General features: G+C 70.9%; 26 protein-coding genes. 13 read left to right on the forward strand and 13 right to left on the reverse strand.

Features of this window, described 5'->3' with window-relative positions; translation table 11 throughout:
* Window position 1: 1 nt before the first annotated feature.
* From OG780_RS15210 to OG780_RS15225, 4 genes are all read right to left on the reverse strand, one after another.
* A complete protein-coding gene (locus tag OG780_RS15210; RefSeq protein WP_328448502.1) occupies window positions 2–1720 on the reverse strand; it encodes an ABC transporter substrate-binding protein in 1719 nt (572 codons plus the stop codon).
* Window positions 1721–1921: 201 nt separating this feature from the next.
* Window positions 1922–2014 (reverse strand): Ms4533A family Cys-rich leader peptide, encoded by a 93-nt coding sequence (locus OG780_RS15215; protein ID WP_318658278.1) that lies wholly within the window; start codon window positions 2012–2014, stop codon window positions 1922–1924.
* Window positions 2015–2069: 55 nt separating this feature from the next.
* The gene (locus tag OG780_RS15220) at window positions 2070–3635 is read right to left on the reverse strand and encodes a DUF3152 domain-containing protein (protein WP_328448505.1); all 1566 of its coding nucleotides are present in this window, start codon (window positions 3633–3635) and stop codon (window positions 2070–2072) included.
* 8 nt (window positions 3636–3643) lie between these two features.
* Window positions 3644–4633 carry an alpha/beta fold hydrolase gene (locus tag OG780_RS15225; RefSeq protein ID WP_328448507.1) on the reverse strand — a complete coding sequence of 330 codons (990 nt, stop codon included), beginning with the start codon at window positions 4631–4633 and terminating at the stop codon, window positions 3644–3646.
* Between the two features lie 159 nt (window positions 4634–4792).
* Between OG780_RS15225 and OG780_RS15230 the strand changes: the two genes are divergently transcribed.
* From OG780_RS15230 to OG780_RS15245, 4 genes are all read left to right on the forward strand, one after another.
* Window positions 4793–5011 carry a hypothetical protein gene (locus OG780_RS15230; RefSeq protein WP_328448509.1) on the forward strand — a complete coding sequence of 73 codons (219 nt, stop codon included), beginning with the start codon at window positions 4793–4795 and terminating at the stop codon, window positions 5009–5011.
* A 205-nt stretch (window positions 5012–5216) separates the two neighbouring features.
* Entirely contained in the window at window positions 5217–5858 is a 642-nt protein-coding gene (locus OG780_RS15235) for a TetR/AcrR family transcriptional regulator (RefSeq protein WP_326785658.1), read from the forward strand.
* 190 nt (window positions 5859–6048) lie between these two features.
* A complete protein-coding gene (locus OG780_RS15240) occupies window positions 6049–6276 on the forward strand; it encodes a DUF3107 domain-containing protein (protein WP_028801993.1) in 228 nt (75 codons plus the stop codon).
* A 320-nt stretch (window positions 6277–6596) separates the two neighbouring features.
* Entirely contained in the window at window positions 6597–6866 is a 270-nt protein-coding gene (locus OG780_RS15245; RefSeq protein WP_328448511.1) for a hypothetical protein, read from the forward strand.
* An 81-nt stretch (window positions 6867–6947) separates the two neighbouring features.
* Here OG780_RS15245 and OG780_RS15250 read toward each other — a convergent pair whose 3' ends face one another.
* Complete coding sequence (locus OG780_RS15250) at window positions 6948–7709, reverse strand: ferritin-like fold-containing protein (RefSeq protein ID WP_328448513.1); 762 nt, start codon at window positions 7707–7709, stop codon at window positions 6948–6950.
* Between the two features lie 278 nt (window positions 7710–7987).
* On the opposite strand from OG780_RS15250, the gene OG780_RS15255 reads away from it, so the two are divergent.
* Window positions 7988–10468, forward strand: a complete 2481-nt coding sequence (locus OG780_RS15255) for a DEAD/DEAH box helicase (protein WP_328448515.1) — start codon at window positions 7988–7990, stop codon at window positions 10466–10468.
* Window positions 10469–10610: 142 nt separating this feature from the next.
* On the forward strand, window positions 10611–11504 hold the full coding sequence (locus tag OG780_RS15260) for an alpha/beta fold hydrolase (protein WP_328448517.1): 894 nt from the start codon (window positions 10611–10613) through the stop codon (window positions 11502–11504).
* 127 nt (window positions 11505–11631) lie between these two features.
* On the opposite strand, the gene OG780_RS15265 is transcribed toward OG780_RS15260, so the two are convergent.
* Entirely contained in the window at window positions 11632–12528 is an 897-nt protein-coding gene (locus OG780_RS15265; RefSeq protein WP_328448519.1) for an NYN domain-containing protein, read from the reverse strand.
* 226 nt (window positions 12529–12754) lie between these two features.
* Between OG780_RS15265 and OG780_RS15270 the strand changes: the two genes are divergently transcribed.
* Window positions 12755–12907: a hypothetical protein gene (locus OG780_RS15270; protein WP_020136747.1), complete on the forward strand. Its 153-nt coding sequence runs from the start codon at window positions 12755–12757 to the stop codon at window positions 12905–12907.
* A 146-nt stretch (window positions 12908–13053) separates the two neighbouring features.
* On the opposite strand, the gene OG780_RS15275 is transcribed toward OG780_RS15270, so the two are convergent.
* From OG780_RS15275 to OG780_RS15285, 3 genes are all read right to left on the reverse strand, one after another.
* The gene (locus tag OG780_RS15275) at window positions 13054–13659 is read right to left on the reverse strand and encodes a MarC family protein (protein WP_328448522.1); all 606 of its coding nucleotides are present in this window, start codon (window positions 13657–13659) and stop codon (window positions 13054–13056) included.
* A gap of 418 nt (window positions 13660–14077) precedes the next feature.
* Window positions 14078–14935, reverse strand: a complete 858-nt coding sequence (locus OG780_RS15280; RefSeq protein ID WP_328448524.1) for a PHP domain-containing protein — start codon at window positions 14933–14935, stop codon at window positions 14078–14080.
* Window positions 14936–15220: 285 nt separating this feature from the next.
* A complete protein-coding gene (locus OG780_RS15285; RefSeq protein ID WP_326785665.1) occupies window positions 15221–15862 on the reverse strand; it encodes a DUF6758 family protein in 642 nt (213 codons plus the stop codon).
* A gap of 163 nt (window positions 15863–16025) precedes the next feature.
* Here OG780_RS15285 and OG780_RS15290 point away from each other — a divergent pair, with 163 nt between their 5' ends.
* On the forward strand, window positions 16026–17279 hold the full coding sequence (locus OG780_RS15290; RefSeq protein ID WP_328448527.1) for an MFS transporter: 1254 nt from the start codon (window positions 16026–16028) through the stop codon (window positions 17277–17279).
* A 52-nt stretch (window positions 17280–17331) separates the two neighbouring features.
* Here OG780_RS15290 and OG780_RS15295 read toward each other — a convergent pair whose 3' ends face one another.
* Window positions 17332–17916: a suppressor of fused domain protein gene (locus OG780_RS15295; RefSeq protein WP_328448529.1), complete on the reverse strand. Its 585-nt coding sequence runs from the start codon at window positions 17914–17916 to the stop codon at window positions 17332–17334.
* Between the two features lie 616 nt (window positions 17917–18532).
* Here OG780_RS15295 and OG780_RS15300 point away from each other — a divergent pair.
* Both OG780_RS15300 and OG780_RS15305 read left to right on the forward strand, forming a co-directional pair.
* On the forward strand, window positions 18533–19648 hold the full coding sequence (locus tag OG780_RS15300; protein ID WP_328448531.1) for a magnesium and cobalt transport protein CorA: 1116 nt from the start codon (window positions 18533–18535) through the stop codon (window positions 19646–19648).
* Between the two features lie 24 nt (window positions 19649–19672).
* Complete coding sequence (locus tag OG780_RS15305; RefSeq protein ID WP_328448533.1) at window positions 19673–20215, forward strand: hypothetical protein; 543 nt, start codon at window positions 19673–19675, stop codon at window positions 20213–20215.
* Window positions 20216–20348: 133 nt separating this feature from the next.
* Here OG780_RS15305 and OG780_RS15310 read toward each other — a convergent pair whose 3' ends face one another.
* Window positions 20349–21104, reverse strand: coding sequence for a hypothetical protein (locus tag OG780_RS15310; RefSeq protein ID WP_328448535.1), 756 nt, complete (start codon window positions 21102–21104; stop codon window positions 20349–20351).
* 187 nt (window positions 21105–21291) lie between these two features.
* Here OG780_RS15310 and OG780_RS15315 point away from each other — a divergent pair, with 187 nt between their 5' ends.
* Genes OG780_RS15315 through OG780_RS15325 form a run of 3 tightly spaced genes read left to right on the forward strand, consistent with a single transcriptional unit; the run spans window position 21292 to window position 24462 of the window.
* Window positions 21292–22698, forward strand: coding sequence for a magnesium transporter MgtE N-terminal domain-containing protein (locus OG780_RS15315; protein WP_328448537.1), 1407 nt, complete (start codon window positions 21292–21294; stop codon window positions 22696–22698).
* Entirely contained in the window at window positions 22688–23284 is a 597-nt protein-coding gene (locus OG780_RS15320; protein ID WP_328448539.1) for a DUF1003 domain-containing protein, read from the forward strand. The genes OG780_RS15315 and OG780_RS15320 overlap by 11 nt, the downstream gene beginning before the upstream one ends.
* A gap of 44 nt (window positions 23285–23328) precedes the next feature.
* Window positions 23329–24462, forward strand: coding sequence for an Mrp/NBP35 family ATP-binding protein (locus OG780_RS15325; protein ID WP_328448542.1), 1134 nt, complete (start codon window positions 23329–23331; stop codon window positions 24460–24462).
* A 181-nt stretch (window positions 24463–24643) separates the two neighbouring features.
* On the opposite strand, the gene OG780_RS15330 is transcribed toward OG780_RS15325, so the two are convergent.
* Both OG780_RS15330 and OG780_RS15335 read right to left on the reverse strand, forming a co-directional pair.
* Window positions 24644–25303, reverse strand: coding sequence for a hypothetical protein (locus OG780_RS15330; RefSeq protein ID WP_328448544.1), 660 nt, complete (start codon window positions 25301–25303; stop codon window positions 24644–24646).
* 352 nt (window positions 25304–25655) lie between these two features.
* Window positions 25656–26102 carry a sec-independent translocase gene (locus OG780_RS15335; RefSeq protein ID WP_328448546.1) on the reverse strand — a complete coding sequence of 149 codons (447 nt, stop codon included), beginning with the start codon at window positions 26100–26102 and terminating at the stop codon, window positions 25656–25658.
* Window positions 26103–26235: the final 133 nt, after the last annotated feature.

Below are 26235 nucleotides of genomic sequence, written 5' to 3' on the forward strand. Positions count from 1 at the left end.
GCTACTTCACCGCGACCTGGGAGATGTCCAGAACGCCGGTCCAGTCGCTGATCACGATGTTCTTGACGCCCTCGCCGTACAGGCGCTTGTAGACGGGGTGGAACAGCGGCACGGTCAGCGCCTGCTCACCGATCTTCTTGTCCAGCGCGCCCCAGCGCTTGGCGGCCTCGTCGAGATCGGTCAGCTTGTTGATCGCGTCGATCTCGTCATTGACCGACTTGTCATCGAGGAAGCCGGAGTTGAAGTTGGCGCCGTCCTTGACGATCTGCCGGCCGTCGAAGATCGGGGCCAGGAAGGGACCGCCGGAGGGCCAGTCGGCACCCCAGTGGGCGAGGAAGAAGCCGGGCTCGTTCTTCGCGCTGTGGATCTTGTCGCTGTAGTCGTTCTCCTCGAGACCCTGGAGCTTGACGGTGATGCCGGCCTTCTTGAGCGCGTCCTGGACGGCGGTCGCGATCTCCGGGCTGGTCTCGAAGTCCTTGCTGTTGGAATGCGTGAGCGTGATGGTCAGGCCGTTCTTGTGGCCCGCCTGCGCCAGCAGTTCCTTCGCCTTGACCGCGTTGCCGGAGGCGCCCGCCGGGAACAGGTCGTACGGCGTGTAGCCGAAGGACTTCTGGTTCGGCAGGTACGTCGTCGCCGGCTCGGCGAGGGACGAGCCGCCCGCGGCGTTGATCACCGAGCTGCGGTCGACGGCGTACGAGATCGCCTGACGCACCTTCGGGTCGTCGAACGGCTTCACCTTCGGGTTGAAGGCGAGGTAGTTCGTGTAGCCGAAGTGGCCGGTTCCGACGCGCGAGGCAAGTGCCTTGTCCCCGGTCACCTTGGCGAGCTCGGCCGGGCCGAGGTTGGTGTCCGTGGTGACGGCGGTGGCGTCGGCGTCCTGGGAGGAGGACAGCCGCTGGTTGATCACGGAGGAGTCCAGCCCGGACCGTACGTCGATCGTGTCCGGGTAGGCCCTGCGCTCGGCGTCGGTCGACGCGGACCAGTGGGTGTTGCGCTCCAGGGTGAGGCGCTCGCCGTCGTTCTCGTTCTTGACGACCTTGTACGGGCCCGAGGAGACCGGGTGCTCCTCGTACTTCGTGCCGGTGTCCTTGGCCTTCGGGACGGGCGTGAACTGCGTCTGCGTGGCCAGGTAGGGGAACTCGCCCTCGGGCTTGTTCAGGTGGAACACGATGGTCAGCGCGTCCGGCGTCTCGATCGAGTCGAGGCCCTTCTTGTCCTTGTAGGGACCCTGGTAGTCGGCGCCGCCGATGAGCCAGTCCCTCAGGTAGGGCGCGCCGCCGGAGAGTTCGGCGGCGAAGGAGCGCTCGATGCCGTACTTGACGTCGGCGGAGGTGATCGGCGTGCCGTCCTCGAACTTGAGGCCCTTCTTCAGGGTGTACGTCCACACGGTCGCGTTCTCGCTCGGGCGGCCGGTGTCCGTGGCGAGGTCGGGGACGACCTCGGCACCGGCGGCCCCGTTCTCGCGGTTGCGGGTGGTGAGCGTACGGAAGACGAGCGAGGGCACGTTGCCGCCGCCGGAGGTGTAGAGCCTCGCGGGGTCGAAGTCCGACTGCGGATTGGAGTTCAGGACGGTGAGCGTGCCGCCCTTGTGGGGCTGGGAGTCGCCACCGGAGCTCTTGGCATCGTTGTCCTTCGGCCCGCAGGCGGCGGCGCCCGCTGCCACGACCAGGCTGACGGATGCCGCGGCCACGCGGCGCGCTATGACGGACGATTGACGCATCGGAAGACGACCTCTCGGATGACTCGAATACTGAGACGGAATGACACGGAGTGAGACAGCGGAGCGCAGAGCTCGCCCAGGGCGTCAGGCGTCGGAGTCAGACCGGACCGAAAGGGGCGCGGGCACGCCGAACCGCGGAGGTTCGGGAGCGCACGGGAACGAGACGGAAAGGAGAGCGACGCACTCGCCGGGGGGCGGGCGTCAGCAACAGTGAATGTCGGCCACGCAGAGCGCGGTCACGCCGATGAGCGCCAGCTCGATGGCGGCGCGAACGGAGGCGTGACGGGAGGACATGCGGAAAATATGAACGATCTTTTTCCGCATGTCAAAGCGATACGGGCACTTTCCGTCAACTCGTGGGATAGGGCCAGGCGTTGGGCAGACAGTGGATTCCGTCGTGGTCGAGGAACTTGGTCTGCTGCTGCATGACCGGGGCGAGATCGCCGTCCTTCTCGCAGGTGACGTGCCCGTATCCGAGCCGGTGGCCGACCTCGTGGTTGATCAGCATCTGCCGGTAGGCGTGAATCTCGTCACCGAAGCCGTAGGTCTTGGAGCCCTGGGCCCAGCGGTACGCGTTGATCATGACGCGCTCGGTGGACGCCGAGTCGCACGACACGTTGTCCTCCGTGGTGTCGAGCCCCGACTTGGCGCACCACTCGGCGGTGGTGCCGGGACTCGCCAGCGTGATGACGAAGTCCGGTTTGCCGGAATCGATCCGCTCGAAGGTCCGGGCGCCGCCGTGGGCCCAGCTCCGTTTGTCGTTCAGGGTCTTCTGTACGGCGTCGGCGAAGAGCGCGCCGTCGAGATCGAGGCCCTGCTCGATGTCGACGCGGTAGGTGTACTTGTGGCCCTTGCCGGGCGCCTTGGCGACTCCGGGCACCGCGGCGAACTTCCCCGACGCCTTGAGCTTCGCCCCGAGCGGGTAGGTCCTGGCCATCTGCTGGTCGTACGTCAGGGGCGCGGCGGCCACCTGCGGCTGTCCCGACTGGGTGGGCCTGTCGTCGCCGCGCGAGGCGGAGTCCTGGGTCGTCCGGCCGCCCGCGTCGGCGGACTGCGCCCGTGCGTCGGCGTCGTGCCCTCCCGTGGCCATCTGTCCGGCCACGACGACGGCCAGCACGGTGGTGACGGCGGCCGCCGCGATCCCGGTGAACGCCCATCCCTTGCGGGCCTTGCCCTCGTCCTGATCGTCGGCCTCCGGCAGCGGCCGGTCGCCGGTGCCGATGGGCTGGGCGTTCCAGTCGGCGGGGTCGTCGAACCCCGTACGGGGGCCGGCCGTCCGGCCCGCCGCGCCGCCGCTCTGCCGCTCGTCGAGGTCGAACGCGTCGACGTACGCCTGCCGGGGTCCTTTCACGGCCTGCCTGCGCTGCTGGGGCACCCGCGGTCCGGCGGACGCGCCCTGAGGAGTCCCGCCGGCCCTGGACTCGCCCCAGCCGCCGCCCTGTTCACGCTGCTCGGGATGCCCGCCCCGCACCTGCGGCATTCCGTGGGCGGGGGTCCCGTCGGGGAAACGCGGCGTTCCGTGCGCCGGGGTCCCGTCGGGAAGACGCGGCGTTCCGTGCGCCGGGGTCCCCTCGAAGGAACGCGGCACCCCGCGTACAGGGGCGCCGTCCTGGAAGCGCGGGACTCCGTGGGCCGGGGTCCCGTCCGCGTAGCGCGGCACCCCTCGCGCGGGAGTGCCGTCCGCGACCCGCGGAAAACCGTGCGCCGGAGTGCCGTCGGAGAATCGTGGCGCGCCCTGCTGCGAACTGCCGCCCGAGGGCGGGTAGGGACCCGGGGAGCCGGCCGGGCGTGTCGCGGCGCGGCGGACGCCGTCCGGGCCCGGCGCCGGAGCCGGTGCCGCCTCGTCCGCCGGAACCGCCCGCGTCTGCGCGGTGTCCGTCTTGCCGGCCCGCCCCCGACGACTGTGTCGTCCCACTTCCCGCCTCAGCTCTCCGCGCCGACTGCCACCGAAGTGGTCGACTCTCCCAGGTCCGCCAGGAGTTCACGGAAGGCGGTGGCGACCGTCTCCGGATACTCCATCATGGCGACGTGCCCCGCGTCCGGCAGGGACAGCAGCCGGGAATCGCGGAACGCACGGGCCGCGCGCTGCGCCATACGGTAGCCGACAAGTTGGTCGCGGCCGCCGTAGACCAGGAGCGTGGGAGCGAGCACCCGTTCGGCCTGACGCCACAGTCCGTGCTGGCCGCCCAGCGTGTAGGCGTTCACGACCCCGCGCGCCGAGCGTGCCATGGCGTCCCAGAAGTAGGGCAGGGCGAGCCGTCGCTCCATCTCCTCGACCGCGTTACGGAACCCCTCGGGCGTCACGATGCCGGGATCGCCGTAACAGAGGGCCAGAACCCCTCGTACGCGCTGCTCAGCGCTCCAGTCCCGGGTGAGTTTCGTGAACAGTCCCGCCACCCCGGGCAGAGCGAGCAGCGCGGTCGGCCAGGCCGTGCGCTGCGCGCGGATCTCGGGCAGCGCGGGGGACACCAGCGTGAGCGTCCGGACGAGATCCGGCCTCACGGCAGCGACGCGCGTCGTGACGGCTCCGCCGAGGGAATTGCCGAAAAGATGTACGGGACCCCGTCCGGACGCGTCGAGATGGCGGATGACCGCCCGCGCGTGTCCGGTGACCGAGTAGTCGCCGTCGTCCGGCGGCGGCGAGTCGCCGAAGCCCGGCAGGTCGAGGGCCTCGCTCTCCACGAGCCCGTCGAGCCGGGACATCAGCGCCGACCAGTTCTGCGAGGAACCGCCCAGACCGTGCACGTACAGAGCGGGCGGGAGGTCCTCCCTGACCGGGGGTCTCGACCGGACCGTCAACGTGATGCCGGGCAGCCCGACCGATCGCAGTCGCTCTCCCTCCGCGACCCTGACGGCGCCGACCCGCGGCGTGACACTGACGGCCGGCGCGGAAGGGAGTTCGGTCGAAGACATGCCGCAATGTTACGAGACGATCACGCGGGGGCTCATGTGTTCGCGGTCACAGATCGCGGGCCGATCGCATAGCGTCCGGATCGCGTGTCTCCTAGGCTTCGAACGAGGGCACTCGTCCGCATATCAGGAGCGCACTCGTACCGTTCGGGAAGAGGAACCATGACAGTCGACCCGACAGACCCCGGAACGTTCGACGACCAGTTCCGGGAGATCCCCGACGTCGAGACCCCCGAGGCCGACGCCGTCGAGCAGTCCGCCGAGCTGGACCCCGCGGACGACGTCGACCCGGAACCCCCGGGCGACCGCCTCAACGCCGACGACGGCGATCTGGCCGAGCAGGCCCGGGTCGTCCGGCTGAACGAGGACGACTACAGGTGACCTGACATCCACAGGTGATCCGACACCGCAGATCAGGGCCGCCGCGGCGGCCGGGTGCCCAGCTCGTCCCCTTCGGCACAGTGTGCGCCGTCCCGGCAGGGGGTCGGTCCGTGAAATTCTCCGCTCGCACCGCACACAGCAGGGTTACCGAAAAGTACGATGGCGGCGCGGCGCACACCGCACGTGGACAACTTTGGGAGGCGGCGTGACAGCCATCGAGCAGACAGAGGCAGCACGCCCGCGGGGCACTCGCCTGCCGCGCCGTGCCCGACGCAACCAGCTCCTCGGCGCCGCCCAGGAAGTTTTCGTTGCGCAGGGATACCACTCGGCCGCCATGGACGACATCGCCGAGCGCGCGGGCGTCAGCAAGCCGGTTCTCTACCAGCACTTCCCGGGCAAGCTCGATCTGTACCTCGCCCTGCTGGACCAGCACTGCGAGTCCCTGCTGCTGGCGGTACGGGCCGCTCTCGCGTCGACCTCGGACAACAAGCTGCGCGTCCGCGCGACGATGGACGCCTACTTCGCCTACGTGGAGGACGACGGCGGCGCGTTCCGGCTGGTCTTCGAGTCCGACCTGACCAATGAGCCGGCGGTGCGCGAGCGCGTCGACAAGGTGACGCACCAATGCGCCGAGGCGATCTGCGACGTCATCGCCGAGGACACCGGTCTCTCTCGCGAGGAGTCGATGCTCCTCGCCTCGGGGCTCGGTGGCCTGGCCCAGGTGGTGGCCCGTTCCTGGCTGCACAGTGACCGCAGTGTCCCGCGCGACCAGGCGGTCCAGCTGCTGACCTCGCTCGCCTGGCGGGGCATCGCGGGTTTCCCGCTGCACGGCACCGACCACCACTGATCCACCGGACCACTGGATCACCGACACGAAGGAAGCGGCCGGGGCACGCCCCCGGCCGCTTCTTTGTTCCCGTCGGCTGTTCGCTCCTGGCGTTCCCGGGCGGAGCGTGCGCGTCCCCTCGCCGGGCTAATGTGTGCTGCGTACGGCGCGTACGAACGCGCACATGACTGACCGTCGGAGGGACAAAGCCGTGGAGGTCAAGATCGGCGTGCAGCACGCGCCCCGCGAGATCGTTCTGGAGAGCGGTCAGACCCCGGAAGAGGTCGAGCGCGCGGTGTCCGAGGCGCTGGCCGGCAAGTCGCAGCTGCTGAGCCTCGTGGACGACCACGGCCGCAAGGTCCTGGTTCCGGCCGACCGGCTGGCGTACGTGGAGCTCGGCGAGCCCACGCAGCGCAAGGTCGGATTCAGCGCCCTGTAGGGCGACTGGAGCGACGAAGCAGGTACGGGAAGGGCCCGGTGACATCGTCACCGGGCCCTTCCCGTACCTGCTTCGTGCTGCCCGTACTGCGTCCTGCTGCCCGGCCCGCCGGGTTCGCCGGTTCGCGTCGGCTCATCCGACCGGCGCACGCCCGCTTCCGCTCCGGCGCACACCCCGATCCGCACCACCGCCGCTCCCGTACGCCGGGCGCCTCAGCAGATGGAGCACATGCCGGGCACGGAGGAGGGTTGCGTTCCGAACCTCAGGGGTAGGACCGGCTACGACCGATTTGCACCGGCCGTGCGGGAGGGACCCCACCCATGTTCTTGGAAGCGTTCGGCTCCGCGCTGCTCGGTCTCGCGCTGGCGTGGGCGGCCTCGTACCGCCTGCCCCACCGGTTGCCCACACGCAGCCTGGTCCTGTCGACGGGCGTGGCGGGAGCCCTGTTCGGCGCCTTCCTGACGCACACGGCACTGGGCTCCGGCCACTTCCTGGCCATCCTTCTCGGCGCGGTGGCCGTGTCCGCGGCGCTGCTGTCGTTGCTGCTGCGCCCCGAGGAGCGTTTTCGACGCCGCTCGGCGACGGCGTAAGCCGCTGCGAAGGCCCCGCTCCCGCGACCGTGAACCGCGCCGGTAGTCCTTGGTGCGTGTCCGTCCTAGGCGTTGTCCGTCCTAGGCCGCCAGGCCCAGCGCGGCCATCCGCTTGGTGTGCGCCTCGGTGATCCTGGAGAACATCCGGCCGACCTCCGCGAGATCGAATCCGTCCGCCACACCGCCCACGAGCATCGTCGACAGGGCGTCGCGGTCGGCGACCACGCGCTGCGACTGGGACAGTGCCTCGCCCATCAGCCGCCGCGCCCACAGCGCGAGCCGGCCCCCGACCCGCGGGTCGGCGTCGATCGCGGCGCGCACCTTCTCGATCGCGAAACCGGCGTGACCGGTGTCGTCGAGGACGCCGAGGACGAGCCCGCGGGTGTCCGAGTCGAGCCGGGCCGCGACCTCGCGGTAGAAGTCACTGGCGATCGAGTCGCCGACGTACGCCTTGACGAGCCCCTCCAGCCAGTCCGAGGGAGCCGTCTGCCGGTGGAAACCGTCGAGCGCGGCGACGAAGGGCTCCATCGCCTGCGTCGGCTCCGCGCCGATCGCGGAGAGCCGGTCCCGCAGCTGCTCGAAGTGGTGGAACTCGGCGGACGCCATCTTCGCCAGTTCCGCCTTGTCGCTCAGCGTGGGCGCCAGTTTGGCGTCCTCCGCGAGCCGCTCGAACGCCGCGAGCTCGCCGTACGCGAGCGCTCCGAGCAGGTCCACGACCGCGGCGCGGTACTGAGGCTCGGCCGAGGCCGTGTCCCAGTTCTGCGCGGCTACTCCGGTGGCCGCGGGGGCGGTGTCGGCGGGGGCTTCGGCGGGCTTCTCAGCGGCGTTGTCAGGCGTCGTCATGAAGCGCACAATAGCCCGCTCACCGTACGGGGGAAGTCCCTGCTCAACCTGTGTGACGACGACTACGTGACCAAATCGGCCATCGCATGTGCGCGATTCCGGGGTATGGTGGTAATGCGCCCGGCGAGTAAATTCGACGGGCCGCACGAATGAGGATGCCCGGTCGGTGGCCCGATCGGCTCCGACCCGACAGCCCTCCTCGTCGGTACGGCACATTGCGTACGGCATCCGGAGGGAACCCTCAGCGGCACGAGAGCTCGAGCGTCGGCAGTGGTCCCATGCCACTCGGCCCGCCCGTCAAGAGCGGCCGACGTCCCCGGCACGGTCCCGACACGACCCCCGCGCTCGCCTCGCACCGCGTACACAGAAGAGGCAGCACCCTGACTACGACTTTCCGAGACCTCGGAATCCTTCCTGAGACCGCCGAAGCCCTTGAGGCCGTCGGCATCGTCAACCCCTTCCCCATCCAGGAGATGACGCTCCCCGTTGCCCTTTCCGGCAGCGACGTCATCGGCCAGGCCAAGACCGGCACCGGCAAGACGCTGGGCTTCGGCCTTCCGCTCCTGGAGCGCGTCACCGTCCCGGCGGACGTCGAGGCGGGCCGGGCCAAGCCCGAGCAGCTCACCGACGCCCCGCAGGCGCTCGTCGTCGTCCCGACGCGCGAGCTGTGCACGCAGGTGACCAACGACCTGCTGACCGCGGGCAAGGTCCGCAACGTACGCGTTCTGGCCATCTACGGCGGCCGGGCGTACGAGCCCCAGGTGGAGGCCCTGAAGAAGGGCGTCGACGTCATCGTCGGCACCCCCGGGCGGCTGCTGGACCTCGCGGGCCAGAAGAAGCTCAACCTCAAGCACATCAAGGCGCTCGTCCTCGACGAGGCCGACGAGATGCTCGACCTGGGCTTCCTGCCCGACGTCGAGAAGATCATGAACATGCTGCCGGCCCGCCGTCAGACGATGCTGTTCTCGGCGACCATGCCGGGCGCGGTCATCGGTCTCGCGCGCCGCTACATGTCGCAGCCCACGCACATCCGCGCCTCGGAGCCGGACGACTCGGGCGCGACGGTCGCGAACACGAAGCAGTTCGTGTACCGCGCTCACAACATGGACAAGCCGGAGATGGTCTCGCGCATACTGCAGGCCGACGGCCGCGGTCTCGCGATGGTCTTCTGCCGCACCAAGCGGACGGCGGCGGACCTCGCCGACCAGCTCCAGCAGCGCGGCTTCGCCTCCGGCGCGGTCCACGGCGACCTCGGCCAGGGTGCCCGCGAGCAGGCGCTGCGCGCGTTCCGCAACGGCAAGGTCGACGTGCTGGTCTGCACCGACGTCGCGGCCCGCGGTATCGACGTCGAGGGCGTGACCCACGTCATCAACTACCAGTCCCCCGAGGACGAGAAGACGTACCTGCACCGCATCGGCCGCACCGGCCGCGCGGGTGCCAAGGGCATCGCGATCACCCTCGTCGACTGGGACGACATCCCGCGCTGGCAGCTCATCAACAAGGCGCTGGACCTCGGTTTCCCGGACCCGCCGGAGACGTACTCGACCTCTCCTCACTTCTACGAGGAGCTCAGCATCCCGGCCGGCACCAAGGGTGTCCTGCCGCGTTCCGAGCGCACCCGCGCCGGGCTCGGGGCCGAAGAGGTCGAGGACCTGGGCGAGACCGGCGGCCGTGGCGGTCCGCGTGGCCGCGGTGGCCGTACGGCTGCGCCCGCGCCCGCCGAGCGTGAGCGCGCGCCGCGCACTCCCCGCCAGCGCCGCCGTACGCGCAACGGCGCTCCCTCGGACGAGACGTCCGCGTCCACGGCCGCTCCGGCGACCACGGAGTCGCCCGCGTCCGTCGAGACCGCCGAGCCCCGCACGCCGCGCCGCCGTCGGCGGACGCGCGGTGGAGCGGGCGAGGCCGTGGCAGCCGTCGCCGCCCCCGTGACCGAGGCCGCGGAAGCCGCCGTGGCGACGGCTGAGGGTGTCGCCGACGAGCCGGCCGCGCCGCGCCGTCGCCGGACCCGCAGGACCGCCGCGACGGTCGTGGAGACGGCGGAGGCGGTGGTGACCGCCGCCGAGGCCGTGGTCGAGAGCGCCGCCGCCGAGGTCGTCGCCGAGGCTCAGGCCGCGCCGGCCCGCCGCCGGACCCGCAAGGCCGTCGAGACGGCTCCCGCCGCCGAGACGGTCACCGAGGCCGCCGACGTCACCGAGGCTCCGGCCAAGCCCGCCCGCCGACGCACCCGCAAGGTGGCGGAAGCGGTCGTGGACACCGTCGAGGCCGCCGCGACGGAGATCGCCGAGACGGTCGCCGAGGCCAAGCCCCGGCGCACCCGCAAGGCAGCGAGCACCGCCACGGACACCGCCGAGGCCGCCGAGGCGACCGAAGCCAAGCCCGTACGCCGCCGGACCCGCAAGGCCGTCGCCGACGCCGAGATCCCGGCCCAGGCCGCCGAGGCCACGGAGACCAAGCCCGCCGCCCGCCGACGCACTCGCAAGGTGGCGGAAGCGGTCGTGGACACCGTCGAGGCCGCCGCGACCGAGGTCGCCGAGACGGTCGCCGAGGCCAAGCCCCGGCGCACCCGCAAGGCAGCGAGCACCGCCACGGACACCGCCGAGGCCGCCGAGGCGACCGAAGCCAAGCCCGTACGCCGCCGGACCCGCAAGGCCGTCGCCGACGCCGAGATCCCGGCCCAGGCCACCGAGGCCACGGAGACCAAGCCCGCCGCCCGCCGACGCACCCGCAAGGTCGTCGCCGCGGAGCCCACGGAGAGCTGATCTCCCGTCCGATGGCCCGGTCCCCCCTTCCGGTGGGGCCGGGCCATCGGCGTACCCGCACCTCGGCACACGGCCACCGTGACGGCCCCCGACCACCCCACCCGTCGAGCGGCCCTCGCCGACGCCCGATAGCCTCCTCCGCATGAGCAGGCCCTACACGTTCGTTCCGCCCGCCGGTGTCCGCGCGTACCGGTTGTCGACCGCGCGCGGCGAGTTCGCCGTGCTCGACGCCGCGCCGGAGGGACAGCCCAAGGGAACCGTCCTGCTGCTGCCGGGGTTCACCGGGAGCAAGGAGGACTTCATCGCGCTGCACGCGCCGCTGGCCGCCGCGGGCTACCGGACGGTGGCCGTGGACGGGCGCGGACAGTTCGAGACCGAGGGACCACGCGACGACGAAACGGCTTACGCGCAGAGCGAGTTGGCGCAGGACGTGCTCGCGCAGGCCGCCGCCGTCGGCGTTCCGGTGCACCTCGTGGGGCACTCGCTCGGCGGCCAGATCGCGCGGACCGCGGTGCTGGCCGACCCGTCGCCGTTCGTGTCCCTGACCCTCATGGCCTCCGGCCCCGCGCAGATCTCCACGGCTCAGCAGCAGCGCGTCAAGCTGCTGCGGGACGCGCTGGCCGTGATGAGCATGGCCGAGGTGTGGGAGGCGATCCAGGCGATGGAGCCGCCCGAGGAGACCGACACGGGCGGGCTGGACGCGGGGCTCGACGACCTCTCCGACCTGCGCCGCCGCTGGCTCGGCAACAGTCCCGCCCAGCTCGTCGCCACGGGCCGCCAGCTCTGCGAAGAGCCCGACCGTGTCGCCGAACTGGCCGCCGTCCCGCTGCCGAAGCACGTGCTGTCCGGCGAACGTGACGACACCTGGCCGGTCACCCTGCTGGACACGATGGCCGTACGGCTGGACGCGCACCGCACGGTCGTCGAGGGTGCGGAACACTCACCGAACGCCGACCAGCCCCTGGAGACCGCCCGCGCGCTGGCCGCGTTCTGGGACGGCACGCTGCCCGCGAGCGCTCCCGGCAACCCCGGCTAGTGCCCCGAGGGGCAGCCTTCGCCCCGTCGCGACTCCCGGCACGCTCCCCCAAGCTCTCGGCTTCGCTCGAGCAGGGGGGACCCCCATGACGCCGCTCCTTGACGGGCAAACATTGCCTGCCGCGGCACTAGTACTGCGCCTGGAGGTGTTCCCAGAAGCCGTCCCGCAGTGCGCGGCGCAGGTCCGACTGGCCGCGCAGGGAGTACTGGAGCAGCCCCTCGGCCTCGACCAGCAGATCCTGGTCGACCGAGCCGGGGAGATACGGATGACCGGGAAGCAGCTCGGCCAGGGATTCGCGGCCGCGTGCGGCCAGCCACTTCGCGGCCACCTGGGCGCCCACGAAGCGCACGTCCTCCCGAGTGGGCCGGACCGCCGCCGTCGGGTCGTACGACTGGGCGGTCCGCCTGGCCACGTACGGCTTGAAGAAGTCGAGGTCGAGCGTGCGCTGGCTGTCGACCTCCCAGAGAAGCGGCTCGGCCTGGTTGCCGCCCTCGGGTGCCTCGATGCCCCAGAGGTGGACCCGGGCTCCGTAGCCCTGGGCCGCCTCGACCGCGGAGACGAGGTCCTCGTCGCCGCCGAGCAGTGCCGCGTCACTGATGGCGCGGTGCCGGGCGAGGGACTCCAGGTCCGAGCGGATGAGTGAATCGACGCCCTTTTGCTGGTTGTTGGCGTTCAGGTTGCCCAACCGGACCTTCACGTCCGGGAGTTCGGCGATGGACTGCTGCTCCGCGGTGTGGATGCGCCGCCGCGCGCCGTCGTACCAGTAGACGCGCAGCAGCCTGCTGTCGGCGAAGATCGTGCGGGCCCGGTCGATGAGTGCCTCGATGAGACCCTCGGTGTCGAGGTCGAACGAACGGCGGTCCTCCGTGCCGGCGACGAGGCGCCCCGCGGCCGCGTACAGATATCCGGCGTCGACGAAGATCGCGTGGGTGGAGGGGGTCTTCGCGACCTCGGCGAGCATGCGCTGGAGCAACTCGTTCGTACGGTCTATGCGGGCGGCGAGAGCCGCGTGGTCGTCGTTCATCGGTGCCATTGTCCCGGCGGTCACGCTGCGAACACAACTGGCGCCGTTCAGTCTCCGCCACCCGGGCTACCCGCCGGTAATTAGGTTCTCGAAAAATTTCCTTAGCGTAGGGAATGTTTGTAACACGCATCCCGTTGACTCCCTACGTGAGCGAGGACAGTGATGTCTCGCTCGTCAGACACAAGTAGTTCTCCTCAGGAGGATGACCAGACGAAGGGAGAAGCCCTTGCGCTTCGAAATCATGCGACTCGACGATGTCGACGGCACGCCCGTGGACAGCACTGTCGTAGACGCCGCCTCCGTCAACCGGATCGTTCAGCAGGCCGCCGCCATCGGGCAGCGTCTGTGGATCCGCCCGGCCGACACAACCGCCTCGTAACACGACGACCGTCCGCTTCGCGGTACAGGGGCGCACCGAAGGCGCCTCGCAGGACGAACCGCGTCGCGGACAGCAGACGCTTCAAAGACTTCAGAGCCCCGCACGGTGAGAAAGCCGTGCGGGGCTCTGCGTGTCTGCGGGGGCCGTCAGCTCCCCCGGATCACCTGCGTGACGCCGTTGATGATCTGCTGCACCGCGATGGCGGAGAGCATCATGCCCGCGAGCCGGGTCACCAGGACGACTCCGCCGTCCTTGATGACGCGGATGATCAGCAGCGAGTAGCGCATCACGACCCACAGCACGACATGGATCGCGAGGATCGCGGTCCACACGGAGACCTGGGTGGCGACCGAGTCGGCCTTCTGCACCGCGAGGATCACGGAGACGATCGCGCCGGGCCCGGCGAGCAGCGGCATCCCGAGGGGCACGAGGGCGACGTTGACGTCCTTGGTCTGCTTCGGCTCGTCCGTCTTGCCGGTGAGCAGGTCGAGGGCGATGAGCAGGAGCAGCAGTCCGCCCGCGATCATGAGCGCGGGCACGGAGACGTGCAGGTAGTCCAGGATCTGGTGCCCGAGGAGCCCGAAGACGGTGATGACGCCGCCGGCGACGCAGACCGCCTGGACGGCCATCCGCCGCTGCACCCGGGCGGGGCGGCCCGCGGTGAGCGCCAGGAAGATCGGGGTGATCCCGGGGGGATCCATGATGACGAAGAGCGTGAGGAAGAGGGAGCCGAAGACGGCGACGTCGAACATGGTGAGGAGAAGCCTTGCGAGAGGGTGAGTGAGGGCAGGGATCGGGGGCGGGGCCTTCCGGCCACCGCTTCGGGCGGTCGTTCCACGGGGCGGGGCACGTCGGCACGACCGGCGGTGCGGGAGCGTCGGTGCGCGCGCCGCCCGGCAGGGGCCTTACGGGACGGGCCCGGTGCGTACGGACCTCACGTGCCCGCCGGGACCGGCACCAGGACAGCCGCCGCAGGCACAGGCAGGGCCGCAGCCGGATCACAGCCACGGTCGCAACCGGGGCCTCCGGCACAGCCACAGGCACGGTCACAGTCGAAGTCACAGGCACAGGGCCCAGACACAGGCAACGCCCCAGGCACACGGCCAAGCACAGCCCCGGCCGAGCCGGCAGGGCCCGGTGCGGTCAAGCCCGGTGGGAACGTCCGGGGATTCAGGCTCCGCCCGCGCCCGGTACCGGGAACGCCCCGGTGGCGCGGCGGGTGATCTCCCCGTAGACCTCGGGGTCGGTCGTGAACTCCCCGAGCACACAGGTCTTGCGGCTGCCGTGGTAGTCGGACGAGCCCGTGGTCAGCAGCCCCAGTTCGGAGGCCAGACCGCGCAGCCGTGCCCGGGTGGCCGGTTCGTGGTCCATGTGGTCGACCTCAATGCCGTCGAGGCCCGCTCCGGCCAGCTCGGCGATCACCGACTCCGGCACGGTCCGGCCCCTCTTGGCGGCGGCGGGGTGAGCGAAGACGGTGACGCCTCCGGCGCCCTTGACCAGCCGGATCGCCTCGAAGGGGTCGGTTTCGTGCTTGGGGACGTAGGCACGCCCCCCGTCGGCCAGCCACTGCTCGGTGAAGGCGTCGGAGACGCTGTCGACGACGCCCAGTTCGACCAGCGCGGAGGCGACGTGCGGGCGCCCGACCGATCCGTCGCCCGCGATGCGTGCCACCTGTTCCCAGGTGATCGGCACGCCGATTTCCCGGAGCCTGGCGATCATGCCCTGGGCGCGCGGCACCCGGTCGTCCCGTACCAGTTCGCGCTCGGCGAGCAGTGCGGGCTCCTCGGGGTCGAACAGGTAGGCCAGCATGTGCATGCTGATGCCGTCGATCCGGCAGGAGAGCTCGGCGCCCGTGACGAGGGTGAGTCCCTCGGGGAGCGCGGCGATCGCCTCGGCGTGTCCGCGCGTGGTGTCGTGGTCGGTCAGCGCGACGACGTCCAGACCGGCGGCGGCCGCGTTGCGCACCAGCTCCCCCGGAGTGTCCGTACCGTCGGAGGCGGTGGAGTGGGCGTGCAGATCGATGCGCACTACGCGTGACTCCAGGCGGTGACGGGACGGACGGGACGCTCAAGGATAGCGGGAATCCGCCCCTCACTGTCACACCCGTACCAGGGGAGCACCCCCTACACTTCCCGGCACCCGGGCACGCTCCACTCGGGCGTCCGAGCACGCCCCAGGCCGGCACCCGAGCACACCCCACGCCGCCGTCCGAGCACACCCCACTCGGGCGTCCAGGCACACCCACTCCAACGTCCGGGCGCACCCCAGGCCGACGTCCGGGCACACCGCACCCCGGCACCGCCGCACGCGGCCCTACGGCTCCAGGATGCGCGGCGACAGCGCGCCGCACGGCAGCAGGTCGACCTCGGCGCCCGCGTCACGCAGATCGGTCAGGACCAGTTCGTCGTACATCAGCAGTCCGGTCTGCTCGGGCCAGACGACGGCCCACAGCCACAGCCCCCGCGCCTCGCCCGCGAAGACGGCGCGGTCGTCGGGCGAGCCGGAGACATGCCAGAGCGGGGTGGGCCGGCCCGCCGCGAGGACCTTCGCCTGCGGCGGTTTCTCGACGCTCATGTACGGGCCGGGGTCGGGGCCGTCCATGCCCGCGTACCGCGCGCCGAGGCCGACGCCCAGTTCCTCGGCGACGAGGATCAGCTCACCCATGCCGCCCAGCGGTCCGGGCCCGGAGCAGGCGATGACGGTGGCCCTGCCGCCACTGCGGTCGTCCCCCGCGAACGCCGCCCCGGTGAACAGCCAGCCGACCGGCAGCGGCCACGGCATCCACACCGGTACCCGGGCGCGGTGCACGACCACACCGAGGGCCTCGACGCTGGGCGGGATCACGGGCTGCAGCGGATGCACCGTGCCGTGCACATCACACTGCCAGGAATCGGCAAAGAGGCCGGGAGCCCTGACCCGGCCACCACACTTCGGGCAACTGGGTTCGCCCCTCATAGGGCCCAACGGTCCTCCCCGTCTTTGCCCGCGTCAAGGACGATCACCCGTCCGGCGCGGGCCGGCCACGCCAAAAACTACGTGCATCTTGCATTTATTAGTCCAGCTAACTTATTGTGTGTATAAGACAACGATCCGGTCGGTGCACAGTGAGGGAGCGGGCATGATCAACAGCACGGAAGGCCCCGCGAAGGGCGACACGTTCGACGCCGGCGCGGGCGGCATCCTGCGTCAGCCGAGGGCCGTCTGGGCGACCGCCGGGGCGTCCGTCGTCGCCTTCATGGGCATCGGACTCGTCGACCCGATCCTGCCGTCCATCGCCCGGGGACTCGACGCCACGGCGGGCCAGGTGTCCCTGCTCTTCACCTCGTACTTCCTGATCACCGCGTTCGCGATGCTGCTGACCGGCTTCGTCTCCAGCCGGATCGGCGGCCGCAGGACCCTGCTGCTCGGCCTGGCGCTCGTCGTGGTCTTCGCCGGACTGGCCGGTACCTCGGGATCGGTCGGCGAGCTCGTCGGCTTCCGGGCCGGCTGGGGGCTCGGCAACGCGCTGTTCGTCTCCACCGCCCTCGCCGTCATCGTCGGCGCGGCGGCGGGCGGCAGCGCGGCCGCGATCCTGCTGTACGAGTCCGCGCTGGGCCTCGGCATGGCCTGCGGGCCTCTGCTGGGAGCCCTGCTCGGCAACGCGAGCTGGCGCTACCCGTTCTTCGGCACCGCGTTCCTGATGGCGATCGGCTTCCTGTGCATCACGGCGTTCCTGAAGGAGCAGCCGAAGCCCGCGCGCACGACCTCACTGCTCGACCCGCTGCGCGCCCTCGGCCACAAGGGCCTCGCCTCCGCCGCGGCCTCCGCGTTCTTCTACAACTACACGTTCTTCACCGTGCTGGCCTTCACCCCGTTCGTACTGAACATGACGCCGTACAAGTCCGGCGCGGTGTTCTTCTGCTGGGGTCTGCTGCTCGCGGTCTTCTCGGTGATCGTGGCCCCGCGCATGCAGGCACGGTTCGGCTCGCTCAAGGTGCTGGGCGGCTCCCTGGTGCTGCTCGCCGTCGACGTGCTCGTCCTCGGGTACGGCGACCACACCACCGCCGTCGTCTGCACGATCCTGTCCGGCGCGTTCATCGGCGTGAACAACACCGTCTACACGGAGCTGGCCCTCGGGGTCTCCGACGCCCCGCGCCCCGTGGCGAGCGCCGGCTACAACTTCGTGCGCTGGTTCGCGGCCGCGGCGGCGCCGTACTTCGCCCCGAAGATCGAGGAGTGGAGCAACATCCGCGTCCCGTTCGTGGTCGCCGCGGTCACCGCGCTGCTGGGCGCGGCGGTGGTCTACGTACGGCGCGCGGCGCTCACCGAGAGGGCGGAGAAGCTGGAGCCGGTCCACGCCACCGAGGACGGCGTCGCCGCTTTCGCCAACTGAGTGTTCCAGAACGTGGATCGACGTTCCGTCACACGCGGTGTCCCGGTATCGGTCAGTCCAGGGGAACGGACTTGCGCAGCGGATCGCGCAAGTCCGTTCCGCCGTTCAGCCAGCGTTCCTGGAGAGCGCCGGCGCCGTGGACGCGCTTCCAGGCGGCCTCGTTGGGCGTCATGGGGAGCAGCGGCAGGAAACGTACGGGATCGGCGGGAGCGTCGAGCTCCAGGTCCTCCACCAGACCGCCGGACTCGGCGACCAGGACGGAGGTGAACGGCGCGCCTGGCCACAGGGGTTCACCCACGTCGAGCGAGGCACCGGGGGCCACGACCAGACCCTCGACCTGGGGGGCGGCGGCGAGCACGGCCAGCGGGCGGAGCACCTTGTCGGTGTCGGCCCCGGCCGGACGGACCGAGAGGACCAGCTCGGCGCGCGGGCCCTTCACCGGATCGGCGAGCACGGCGGTGGGGTCCGCCATCGGCTGGACGGACATGCCGAGCGTGGCGTAGCGGACGATGTCCCCCTCCGTGAAGCGCAGCACCTCGATGCGGTCGGTACCCAGAAAGGTGACAGCGGCCCGCGCGTCGGGTTCGCCCAACGCGGAGCGCAAACGGGCCTCGACCAGAGGAAGAACATCAGCCATGAACCGAGCATAGGCCGCGCCAATTCAGCCTGCGCGCACCGGACCCCGGTCAACAACGCGCAAAGCGGGGCCTTGACGTATCGGTGCGCTGATACTCTTGGCCGCTGGTCGGAGCAGTGCATGACTGAAGGCCCCCAGGCCCTCATGGCGCTGCGGGAGTTGCTCCCGGACTCCGACGCACTGAGACTGATCTGACTCCCCTTCGGAGGGAGACAGACTCCCCTTCGGGGGATGGATCGTCCCTCACGGGGGACCGACCGGAGGAGGTGGGGCTGCAATGGACCGAAGTCGATCGTGCAGTACCACCCGCTCTTCCGGTCGCTGAGTCCGTAGCTGGTTCCGCTGGGTTTTTCAGCCCTGCCGGCTGCCGCCTCCCGCAATCGTGTGCATACGTGTCAATGCCGCCCGGTGCACCACGGAAGAGCGCTTCGTTTCCGCCTGATCTGTCCGATCTGAACCCCTGATCTGTCCGATCTGAATCAACAGCGAAGCTGCCACCGCGACGGTGCGGTGCTCCCCGCTTTGTGGACGTGCCAAACATCCGCAGTCAGGACGTCCCCATTCCGGGTAGTTCCAACCGTCGCCGGCCGCCTCCGCCCGCGAGAAGGAGCCTGCCATGTCGATGATCCGTGACCTGCGCGCCGCGGTCCGCCCCCGTCCCTCCCTGCGCATCAAGGACAGTGGCTCGTACGACACCACCCGCGACCCGGCCACCCCGTCGGCCGTGGTCGACTGCGCCGTCTACCGTGACGGCGCCCGCGTCGCGACCCGCACCCCGCTCACACCGCAGGAGGCCATGCGCCAGGTGCGGCGCGACGGCGGGTTCGTGTGGATCGGTCTGCACGAGCCCACCGAGGACGAATTCGCCGGTATCGCCCGGGAGTTCGGACTGCACCCGCTGGCCGTGGAGGACGCCGTCCAGGCCCACCAGCGGCCCAAGCTGGAGCGCTACGACGACTCCCTGTTCACCGTCTTCAAGACCATCCACTACGTCGAGCACGACCGGCTGACGGCGACCAGCGAGATCGTCGAGACCGGCGAGGTCATGTGCTTCACCGGAGGGGACTTCTTCATCACCGTCCGGCACGGCGGGCAGGGGTCGCTGCGCGCGCTGCGGCACCGCCTCCAGGACGACCCCGAACTGCTCGCCAAGGGCCCCTCGGCGGTCCTGCACGCGATCGCCGACCATGTCGTCGACGGCTACATCGCGGTCGCGGACGCCGTGCAGGACGACATCGACGAGGTCGAGACCGAGGTGTTCTCGCCGGGCCGCAAGGGCACCCCGCGCGGCACGGACGCCGGGCAGATCTACCAGCTCAAGCGTGAGGTGCTGGAGTTCAAGCGGGCGGTGTCGCCGCTGCTGCGCCCCATGCAGCTGCTGAGCGAGCGCCCGATGCGGCTGATCGACCCCGACATCCAGAAGTACTTCCGTGACGTCGCCGACCACCTCGCGCGCGTGCAGGAGCAGGTCCTCGGCTTCGACGAACTGCTCAACTCGATCCTCCAGGCCAACCTCGCGCAGGCCTCCGTGGCGCAGAACGAGGACATGCGCAAGATCACCTCGTGGGCCGCGATCGTCGCCGTACCGACGATGGTCTGTGGTGTGTACGGCATGAACTTCACGTACATGCCCGAGCTGCACGCCCGCTACGGCTACCCCGTGGTCATGGGGGTCACGGTCGGGCTCTGTCTCACGATCCACCGGATCCTGAAGCGCAACGGCTGGCTGTAGGACGGGCTGGATAGTCTGGGCCCCATGACGCAAGAGCTGCTCGACCAGGCCCTCGTCGAGGAGGCCACCAAGAAGTCCGGGCTGATCTGGGTACAGGGCGCCGCGGCGCCCTCGCCGGCCGGTCCGGGCGAGGAGGTGCCCACCCGCGCGCTGTGGCACGTGTGGCACGAGGGCGCGGCCTGCCTGGTCGGCGACGGGCCGGGCGAGCAGCCGCTGCCGGGGCTGGTCGACGGAGGGCACGCCGTCGTCACCGTCCGCAGCAAGGACAAGGGCGGACGGCTCGTCACCTGGTCCGCCACGGTCGTGGAACTCGCCGCGAACACCCCGGAGTGGGATGCGGCCGTCGGAGAACTCAAGGGCAAGCGGCTGAACGCCCCGGACGGCGAGGCCATGCCGGAGCGCTGGGCGCGCGAATGCCGGGTGGTGCGCCTGGAACCGACGGGCGCGACCGCCGAGCCGCCCGAGGGCTCGCTCGCCGCACGTCCGCTGCCGAGCCCGGCGACGACCCGCCGGCCGGCTCCGGCGGCGCTGCCCCGTCTCCTGCTGAAGCGGCGCAAGCGCGGCTGAGGCCTGTCCGGCCTTCCCGTCTGCCGTCTGCCGTCTGCCGTACGACGGGCGGCTGCCTGCCACCGGGACCGTGCGGGCTCACGACGAGGGCCGTCGCCGCCCGTGGTCGTGGACCGGGCGGGTCATGAGCGGGTCACGACGAGGGCAGCTGCTGCCCGTAGTCGACCGTGTCCTTCTTCGGCGGTTCCGCGAGCGGGAAGTCCTTGCCCCAGTCGGTCAGACGGAGGGTGCCGGCGTTGCCCGCGCGCCCGAGCAGGACCGGGTACGGGGTGCCCTGGAGTGAGACGTCCAGGGTGCCGCCCGAGCCCTTGCCGCCGGTGATGCGGATCGTGCGGACACCGGACTGTTCGTGGTGGCCGTCCTTGGCGAGGGCGCCGTGCAGACCGAGCAGCCCGTCGAGCAGGACGTCCTTGTCGGTGAAGCCGCTGAAGCGCTTGTACGCGGGGTCGCCTGTCGGCACCTTCACGTACATGCCCTCCAGCTTGTCGGCCGCCGCCGTGTCCGACTTGCCGTCGCTCTCGCCGTCCTCGTGGGCCCAGAACTCGGCGTCCGCCTTGAGGAAGAGGTGCTCGCCGACCCGCAGCAGCCGGAAACCGCCCCCCTTGGAGGTGACCGAACCGGTGCCGCCGTCGGACTTGAGGCGCATGTCGAGGGTGTAGGTGGTGCCGCCCGAGACGACGGTCCCGGAGAGCCGCACGGTCGACGCCTTCTCGGCCGCCTTCTTCGCCTTCGCCTGGATGGCGGTCGCGGACAGCTTGCCGACCCCGTTCGTACCCGCGTCCGGGTCCTCGCTGCCGCACCCCGTCAGCCCCGTCGCTGTCACGGCCAGTGCGCAGATCGCGGCCGCCGTCACGGCTCTGCGGATACGGCCCTGGGGAATTGCGGTCACAGGTGGGGCTGCCTCTCGTGCACGGTCCTCAAACGGCGTACGGCAGCGTACCGGTGCGCCCGCCGCCCGGCGGAGGCAGTCCGTCCGGACCGCCCACCAGGGCGCACCCGACCGGGACGGGCTAGCCTGAAGCCCACCCGAGCGGACAGACCGGGACAGAACGCATCGAAGCGAAGGAGGCGCGGGCATGGCAGCGGCCGCCCCCCGGATCTTCGTCTCGCACCTGTCCGGCGTCGCCGTCTTCGACCCGAACGGCGACCAGGTGGGCCGTGTGCGGGACCTCGTCGCCATGCTGCGCGTCGGACGGCGGCCGCCGCGCATGCTCGGCCTCGTCGTCGAACTGTCCACGCGCCGCCGGATCTTCCTGCCCATGACCCGGGTGACCGGCATCGAGTCCGGCCAGGTCATCACGACCGGCGTCCTGAACGTGCGCCGCTTCGAGCAGCGACCCACCGAACGGCTCGTCTTCGGCGAACTGCTGGACCGGCTCGTGACCCTCGTCGAGACGGGCGAGGAGGTGACGGTCCTCGACGTGTCGATCCAGCAGCTCCCGGCCCGCAGGGAGTGGGAGATCGGCCGGGTCTTCGTCCGCAAGGGCCGCGGCGGCGCCTTCCGGCGCTCCAAGGGCGAGACGATGACGGTCGACTGGTCCTCCGTCACCGGATTCTCGCTGGAGGAGCACGGACAGGGCGCGGAGAGCCTGCTCGCCACCTTCGAGCAGCTGCGGCCCGCCGACCTCGCGAACGTGCTGCACCACCTGTCGCCGAAGCGGCGCGGCGAGGTGGCCGCCGCGCTCGACGACAACCGTCTGGCCGACGTCCTGGAGGAGCTGCCCGAGGACGACCAGATCGAGATCCTCGGCAAGCTCAAGGAGGAGCGCGCGGCGGACGTCCTGGAGGCGATGGACCCCGACGACGCGGCCGACCTGCTCGCCGAACTGCCCACCGAGGACGTGGAGCGGCTGCTGAGGCTGATGCGGCCCGGCGACGCGGCGGACGTCCGGCGGCTGATGGCGTACGCGGAACGGACGGCGGGTGGGCTCATGACCACCGAGCCCATCGTGCTGCGGCCCGACGCGACCGTCGCCGACGCGCTCGCCCGGGTCCGCAACCCCGATCTCTCCCCCGCGCTCGCCGCCCAGGTGTACGTGTGCCGCCCGCCGGACGAGACACCGACGGGCAAGTACCTGGGCGCGGTGCACTTCCAGCGGCTGCTGCGCGATCCGCCGCCCACCCTGGTCGGCTCGCTCGTCGACGACGACCTCCATCCGCTGGCCCCGGAGGACGAGCTGCCGGTGGTCGCCGGGTTCTTCGCGACGTACGACATGGTCGCGGCCCCCGTCGTCGACGAGAGCGGCTCGCTGCTCGGGGCGGTGACCGTGGACGACGTACTGGACCACATGCTGCCCGAGGACTGGCGGGAGACGGAGTTCCACCTCGACGAGGGTGTGCACGACAGCATGCACGAGGAGCGCGACGAACTCGACGAGTCCCGCGACGAGGACGGGACCGGCCCAGAGGACGGCCGCGGCCCCGAGGACGTGCCCGGGGAGCCGGACGGCCCGCGGGGCGGAGAGGGACGCCATGGCGCCTGACCGTGAGGCCCGTGAGCGGGCCGCCACGGGGGCGACGGCGGCCTCCCGCCCGCGCACCCGGCTCGACCAGCCGAAGCCGCCGCGGCGCAGACTGCTGCCCGAGTGGGACCCGGAGGCCTTCGGACGGTTCTCGGAGCGCATCGCCCGCTTCCTCGGCACCGGGCGGTTCCTCGTCTGGATGACGATCGTCATCATCATGTGGGTGGTCTGGAACGCCTTCGCGCCGCACGGCCTGCGCTTCGACAACTACCCGTTCATCTTCCTGACCCTGATGCTGTCGCTCCAGGCCTCCTACGCCGCCCCGCTGATCCTGCTCGCGCAGAACCGGCAGGACGACCGCGACCGGGTCAACCTCGAACAGGACCGCAAGCAGAACGAACGCTCCATCGCCGACACCGAGTACCTCACCCGCGAGATCGCCGCGCTGCGGATGGGCCTCGGCGAGGTCGCCACCCGCGACTGGATCCGCAACGAGCTCCAGGACCTGGTCAAGGAGCTGGAGGACCGCTACCCCGACGGTCACGGGGACGGACGGGTCGTATTCCCGGCGGAACGGTCGCAGGGACGTGACGTAGACGACCGGTGACAGGGCTTTCCGGGGCACATGGGAAGCGCCGTACCATCGTCCCTATGGCTACGGAAGACGCGGTGCGTGAAGCACTGGCGACGGTGAACGACCCCGAGATCAACCGACCCATCACCGAACTGGGGATGGTCAAATCGGTACAGATCGCTGCGGATGGCATGGTCGCGGTCGCCGTGTACCTGACGGTCTCCGGCTGTCCGATGCGCGACACGATCACCCAGCGGGTGACGGAGGCGGTCTCGCGGGTCGAGGGCGTCACCGGCGTCGACGTCGAACTCGACGTGATGAGCGACGAGCAGCGTCGTGAGCTGGCGACCGCGCTGAAGGGCGGCACCGCCGAGCGCGAGGTGCCCTTCGCCAAGCCGGGCTCGCTCACCCGTGTGTACGCGGTGGCCTCCGGCAAGGGCGGCGTCGGCAAGTCCTCGGTCACCGTGAACCTGGCGGCCGCGATGGCCGCCGACGGTCTCAAGGTCGGTGTCGTGGACGCCGACATCTACGGCCACTCGGTGCCGCGCATGCTCGGCGCGGAGGGCCGGCCGACCCAGGTCGAGAACATGATCATGCCGCCGTCCGCGCACGGTGTGAAGGTCATCTCCATCGGCATGTTCACCCCGGGCAACGCGCCGGTGGTCTGGCGCGGCCCGATGCTCCACCGCGCGCTCCAGCAGTTCCTGGCGGACGTGTACTGGGGCGACCTGGACGTCCTGCTCCTGGACCTCCCGCCGGGCACGGGCGACATCGCGATCTCCGTCGCCCAGCTCGTCCCGAACGCCGAGATCCTGGTCGTCACGACCCCGCAGCAGGCGGCGGCCGAGGTCGCCGAGCGGGCCGGCTCCATCGCGGTGCAGACCCACCAGAAGATCGTGGGCGTCGTCGAGAACATGTCGGGGCTGCCCTGCCCGCACTGCGACGAGATGGTCGACGTGTTCGGCACCGGTGGCGGCCAGTCGGTCGCCGACGGTCTGACCCGCACCACCGGGGCGACCGTCCCGGTCCTCGGCTCCATCCCGATCGACGTCCGCCTGCGCGAGGGCGGCGACGAGGGCAAGCCGGTCGTCCTGACCGACCCCGACTCCCCCGCCGGCGCGGCCCTGCGCGCCATCGCGGGCAAGCTGGGCGGCCGTCAGCGCGGCCTGTCGGGCATGTCGCTGGGCATCACCCCGCGCAACAAGTTCTAGAACCCGGACGCGTTCCGGGACGCCGGGGTCTCCCGCGGGAGACCCCGGCGCCGTCGCTACGAAGGAGGGGGCGCCGTCCGTGCGGACGGCGCCCCCTCCTTCGTAGCGGCCGCCAGGGGCCCCTGTGGCGCTTGTGGGTGCCTGTCGTGGTCCCGGGGGCCTCGTGGCCGCTGCCAGGGCCTTACCGGTCGTATGCGGCGATGTCCTTGATCATCGCGAAGCCGAGCCCGTACGCGCTCATCCCCCGGCCGTACGCGCCCACGTGGACGCCTTCCTGGGTGGAACCCGCGAGGACCCAGCCGAACTCGGACTCGCGGTAGTGGAAGGCCGTGGGAACGCCGTCCACGGGCAGGGACAGGGTGGACCAGTCCGCCCCGTCCAGGTCGTCGGCCAGCACCCACGCGGTCTCGGTCTGCTGGTCCAGCCAGTCGTCGCGCAGGGTGTGGTCCATCTGGCCGGGCCAGGTGAAGGACAGCAGCCCCACACCGGCCAGCCACGCCGCCGAGGACACCGAGGTGGCCTCCAGCAGTCCCGTGCCGTCCGCGCTGCGCCGTACGGGGCTGGCGGCGACGGTGACCACCACCGCGAACCGCTCCTTGTCCTCGCCCGGCTCGGAGCGCACCGAGGGTTCGTCCCCGTGCCCGACCGAACCGTGCTCGACCGCGCCGTCCGCGGAGGTGCCCACCTGCATCAGCCAGCGCTGCCCCGTGAAAGCCTCGTCGAGGCCGTACCAGGGAAAGGGCGCCAGCAGGTAGCCGTCGACCGTACGCCGGGCGGAAGGGACCTGTTGTCCGCCCTCCGCGGCCGGCGCCTGCGCGCCTACCCGACTTGTCGTCTCCATCTGCCGGACGCCTCCTCGCTCTCGTCGGACCGGGCGGCCCACCCCCCTCGGGCGACCTTGTCGGTCCGCACAACAACTGGGCAGCATAGCCACCCCGCTCCGAGCAGCGGCGAAACCGCCCGGCGCGTAAGACGTACGAAGGGCGTATTCGGACCGCGCGGGGCCCGTCCACGGCCCGCGGAGGCACCCGTTCTCGCGCCGGATCCGGCCGCCGAGGGCAGGGCTCACCGACCGGTGAGGGTCATGACTGCCCGGTTGCGGGGCTCCTCCGCGTGACAGGCCGCGCCTCGGCACTCCGGGACGGACCGTACGGATCAGGCGGCGCCGCAGGGATCAGACGGCGCCGTACGGATCAGGTGGCGTCGGCGTCGTAGGGCGGGTGCTCGTCGGCGTCGAGCTTCTCGCGCTTCTTCGTCATGTCGACGGAGCCGCCGGTCGTGCCGCCGGCGGACCCGCCCGCCGCGGAGGAGTCGGACTCACGGTTGTGCACCGCGTCCGTGACCTCGGCCATCTCCTTCTTCAGGTCGAAGCCGTTGCGGATCTCCTTGAGCCCCAGCTCGTCATTGTCCAGCTGCTTGCGTATGAACGTCTTGGGGTTGAGGTCCTCGAACTCGAAGTCCTTGAAATCCGGGCCGAGTTCGTCGCGGATGTCCGCCTTGGCGCTCTCCGAGAACTCACGGATCTTGCGGATCGTGCGCGTGACGTCCTGAATCATCTTCGGGAGCTTGTCGGGACCAAAGACGAGCACGGCCAGGACGATCAGCGTCACCAGCTCGAGCGGTCCTACGTCATTGAACACCTGATAGCTCCTCGCGATGCCCTCGGTCCACGGCCCTCGGGGGTCTTCCGCGGTCCGGGCCGCGTCCCACGGTACCCGGCGTTCCCGTCCGTCCGGAACTGTCCCGGGGCTCCCGGCTTCGGGTACACCGCGG

It is taken from the genome of Streptomyces sp. NBC_00386 (assembly GCF_036063235.1).
In the GTDB taxonomy this organism is placed as follows: Bacteria; Actinomycetota; Actinomycetes; order Streptomycetales; family Streptomycetaceae; genus Streptomyces.

Coding starts and splice junctions, on each gene's coding strand:
- OG780_RS15250 (WP_328448513.1), bottom strand. CDS start 7,709: ATGACGACGCCTGACAACGCCGCTGAGAAGCCCGCCGAAGCCCCCGCC.
- OG780_RS15245 (WP_328448511.1), top strand. CDS start 6,597: ATGTTCTTGGAAGCGTTCGGCTCCGCGCTGCTCGGTCTCGCGCTGGCG.
- OG780_RS15290 (WP_328448527.1), top strand. CDS start 16,026: ATGATCAACAGCACGGAAGGCCCCGCGAAGGGCGACACGTTCGACGCC.
- OG780_RS15210 (WP_328448502.1), bottom strand. CDS start 1,720: ATGCGTCAATCGTCCGTCATAGCGCGCCGCGTGGCCGCGGCATCCGTC.
- OG780_RS15230 (WP_328448509.1), top strand. CDS start 4,793: ATGACAGTCGACCCGACAGACCCCGGAACGTTCGACGACCAGTTCCGG.
- OG780_RS15295 (WP_328448529.1), bottom strand. CDS start 17,916: ATGGCTGATGTTCTTCCTCTGGTCGAGGCCCGTTTGCGCTCCGCGTTG.
- OG780_RS15285 (WP_326785665.1), bottom strand. CDS start 15,862: ATGAGGGGCGAACCCAGTTGCCCGAAGTGTGGTGGCCGGGTCAGGGCT.
- OG780_RS15330 (WP_328448544.1), bottom strand. CDS start 25,303: ATGGAGACGACAAGTCGGGTAGGCGCGCAGGCGCCGGCCGCGGAGGGC.
- OG780_RS15215 (WP_318658278.1), bottom strand. CDS start 2,014: ATGTCCTCCCGTCACGCCTCCGTTCGCGCCGCCATCGAGCTGGCGCTC.
- OG780_RS15275 (WP_328448522.1), bottom strand. CDS start 13,659: ATGTTCGACGTCGCCGTCTTCGGCTCCCTCTTCCTCACGCTCTTCGTC.
- OG780_RS15300 (WP_328448531.1), top strand. CDS start 18,533: ATGTCGATGATCCGTGACCTGCGCGCCGCGGTCCGCCCCCGTCCCTCC.
- OG780_RS15255 (WP_328448515.1), top strand. CDS start 7,988: ATGCCACTCGGCCCGCCCGTCAAGAGCGGCCGACGTCCCCGGCACGGT.
- OG780_RS15265 (WP_328448519.1), bottom strand. CDS start 12,528: ATGAACGACGACCACGCGGCTCTCGCCGCCCGCATAGACCGTACGAAC.
- OG780_RS15225 (WP_328448507.1), bottom strand. CDS start 4,633: ATGTCTTCGACCGAACTCCCTTCCGCGCCGGCCGTCAGTGTCACGCCG.
- OG780_RS15320 (WP_328448539.1), top strand. CDS start 22,688: ATGGCGCCTGACCGTGAGGCCCGTGAGCGGGCCGCCACGGGGGCGACG.
- OG780_RS15305 (WP_328448533.1), top strand. CDS start 19,673: ATGACGCAAGAGCTGCTCGACCAGGCCCTCGTCGAGGAGGCCACCAAG.
- OG780_RS15325 (WP_328448542.1), top strand. CDS start 23,329: ATGGCTACGGAAGACGCGGTGCGTGAAGCACTGGCGACGGTGAACGAC.
- OG780_RS15260 (WP_328448517.1), top strand. CDS start 10,611: ATGAGCAGGCCCTACACGTTCGTTCCGCCCGCCGGTGTCCGCGCGTAC.
- OG780_RS15315 (WP_328448537.1), top strand. CDS start 21,292: ATGGCAGCGGCCGCCCCCCGGATCTTCGTCTCGCACCTGTCCGGCGTC.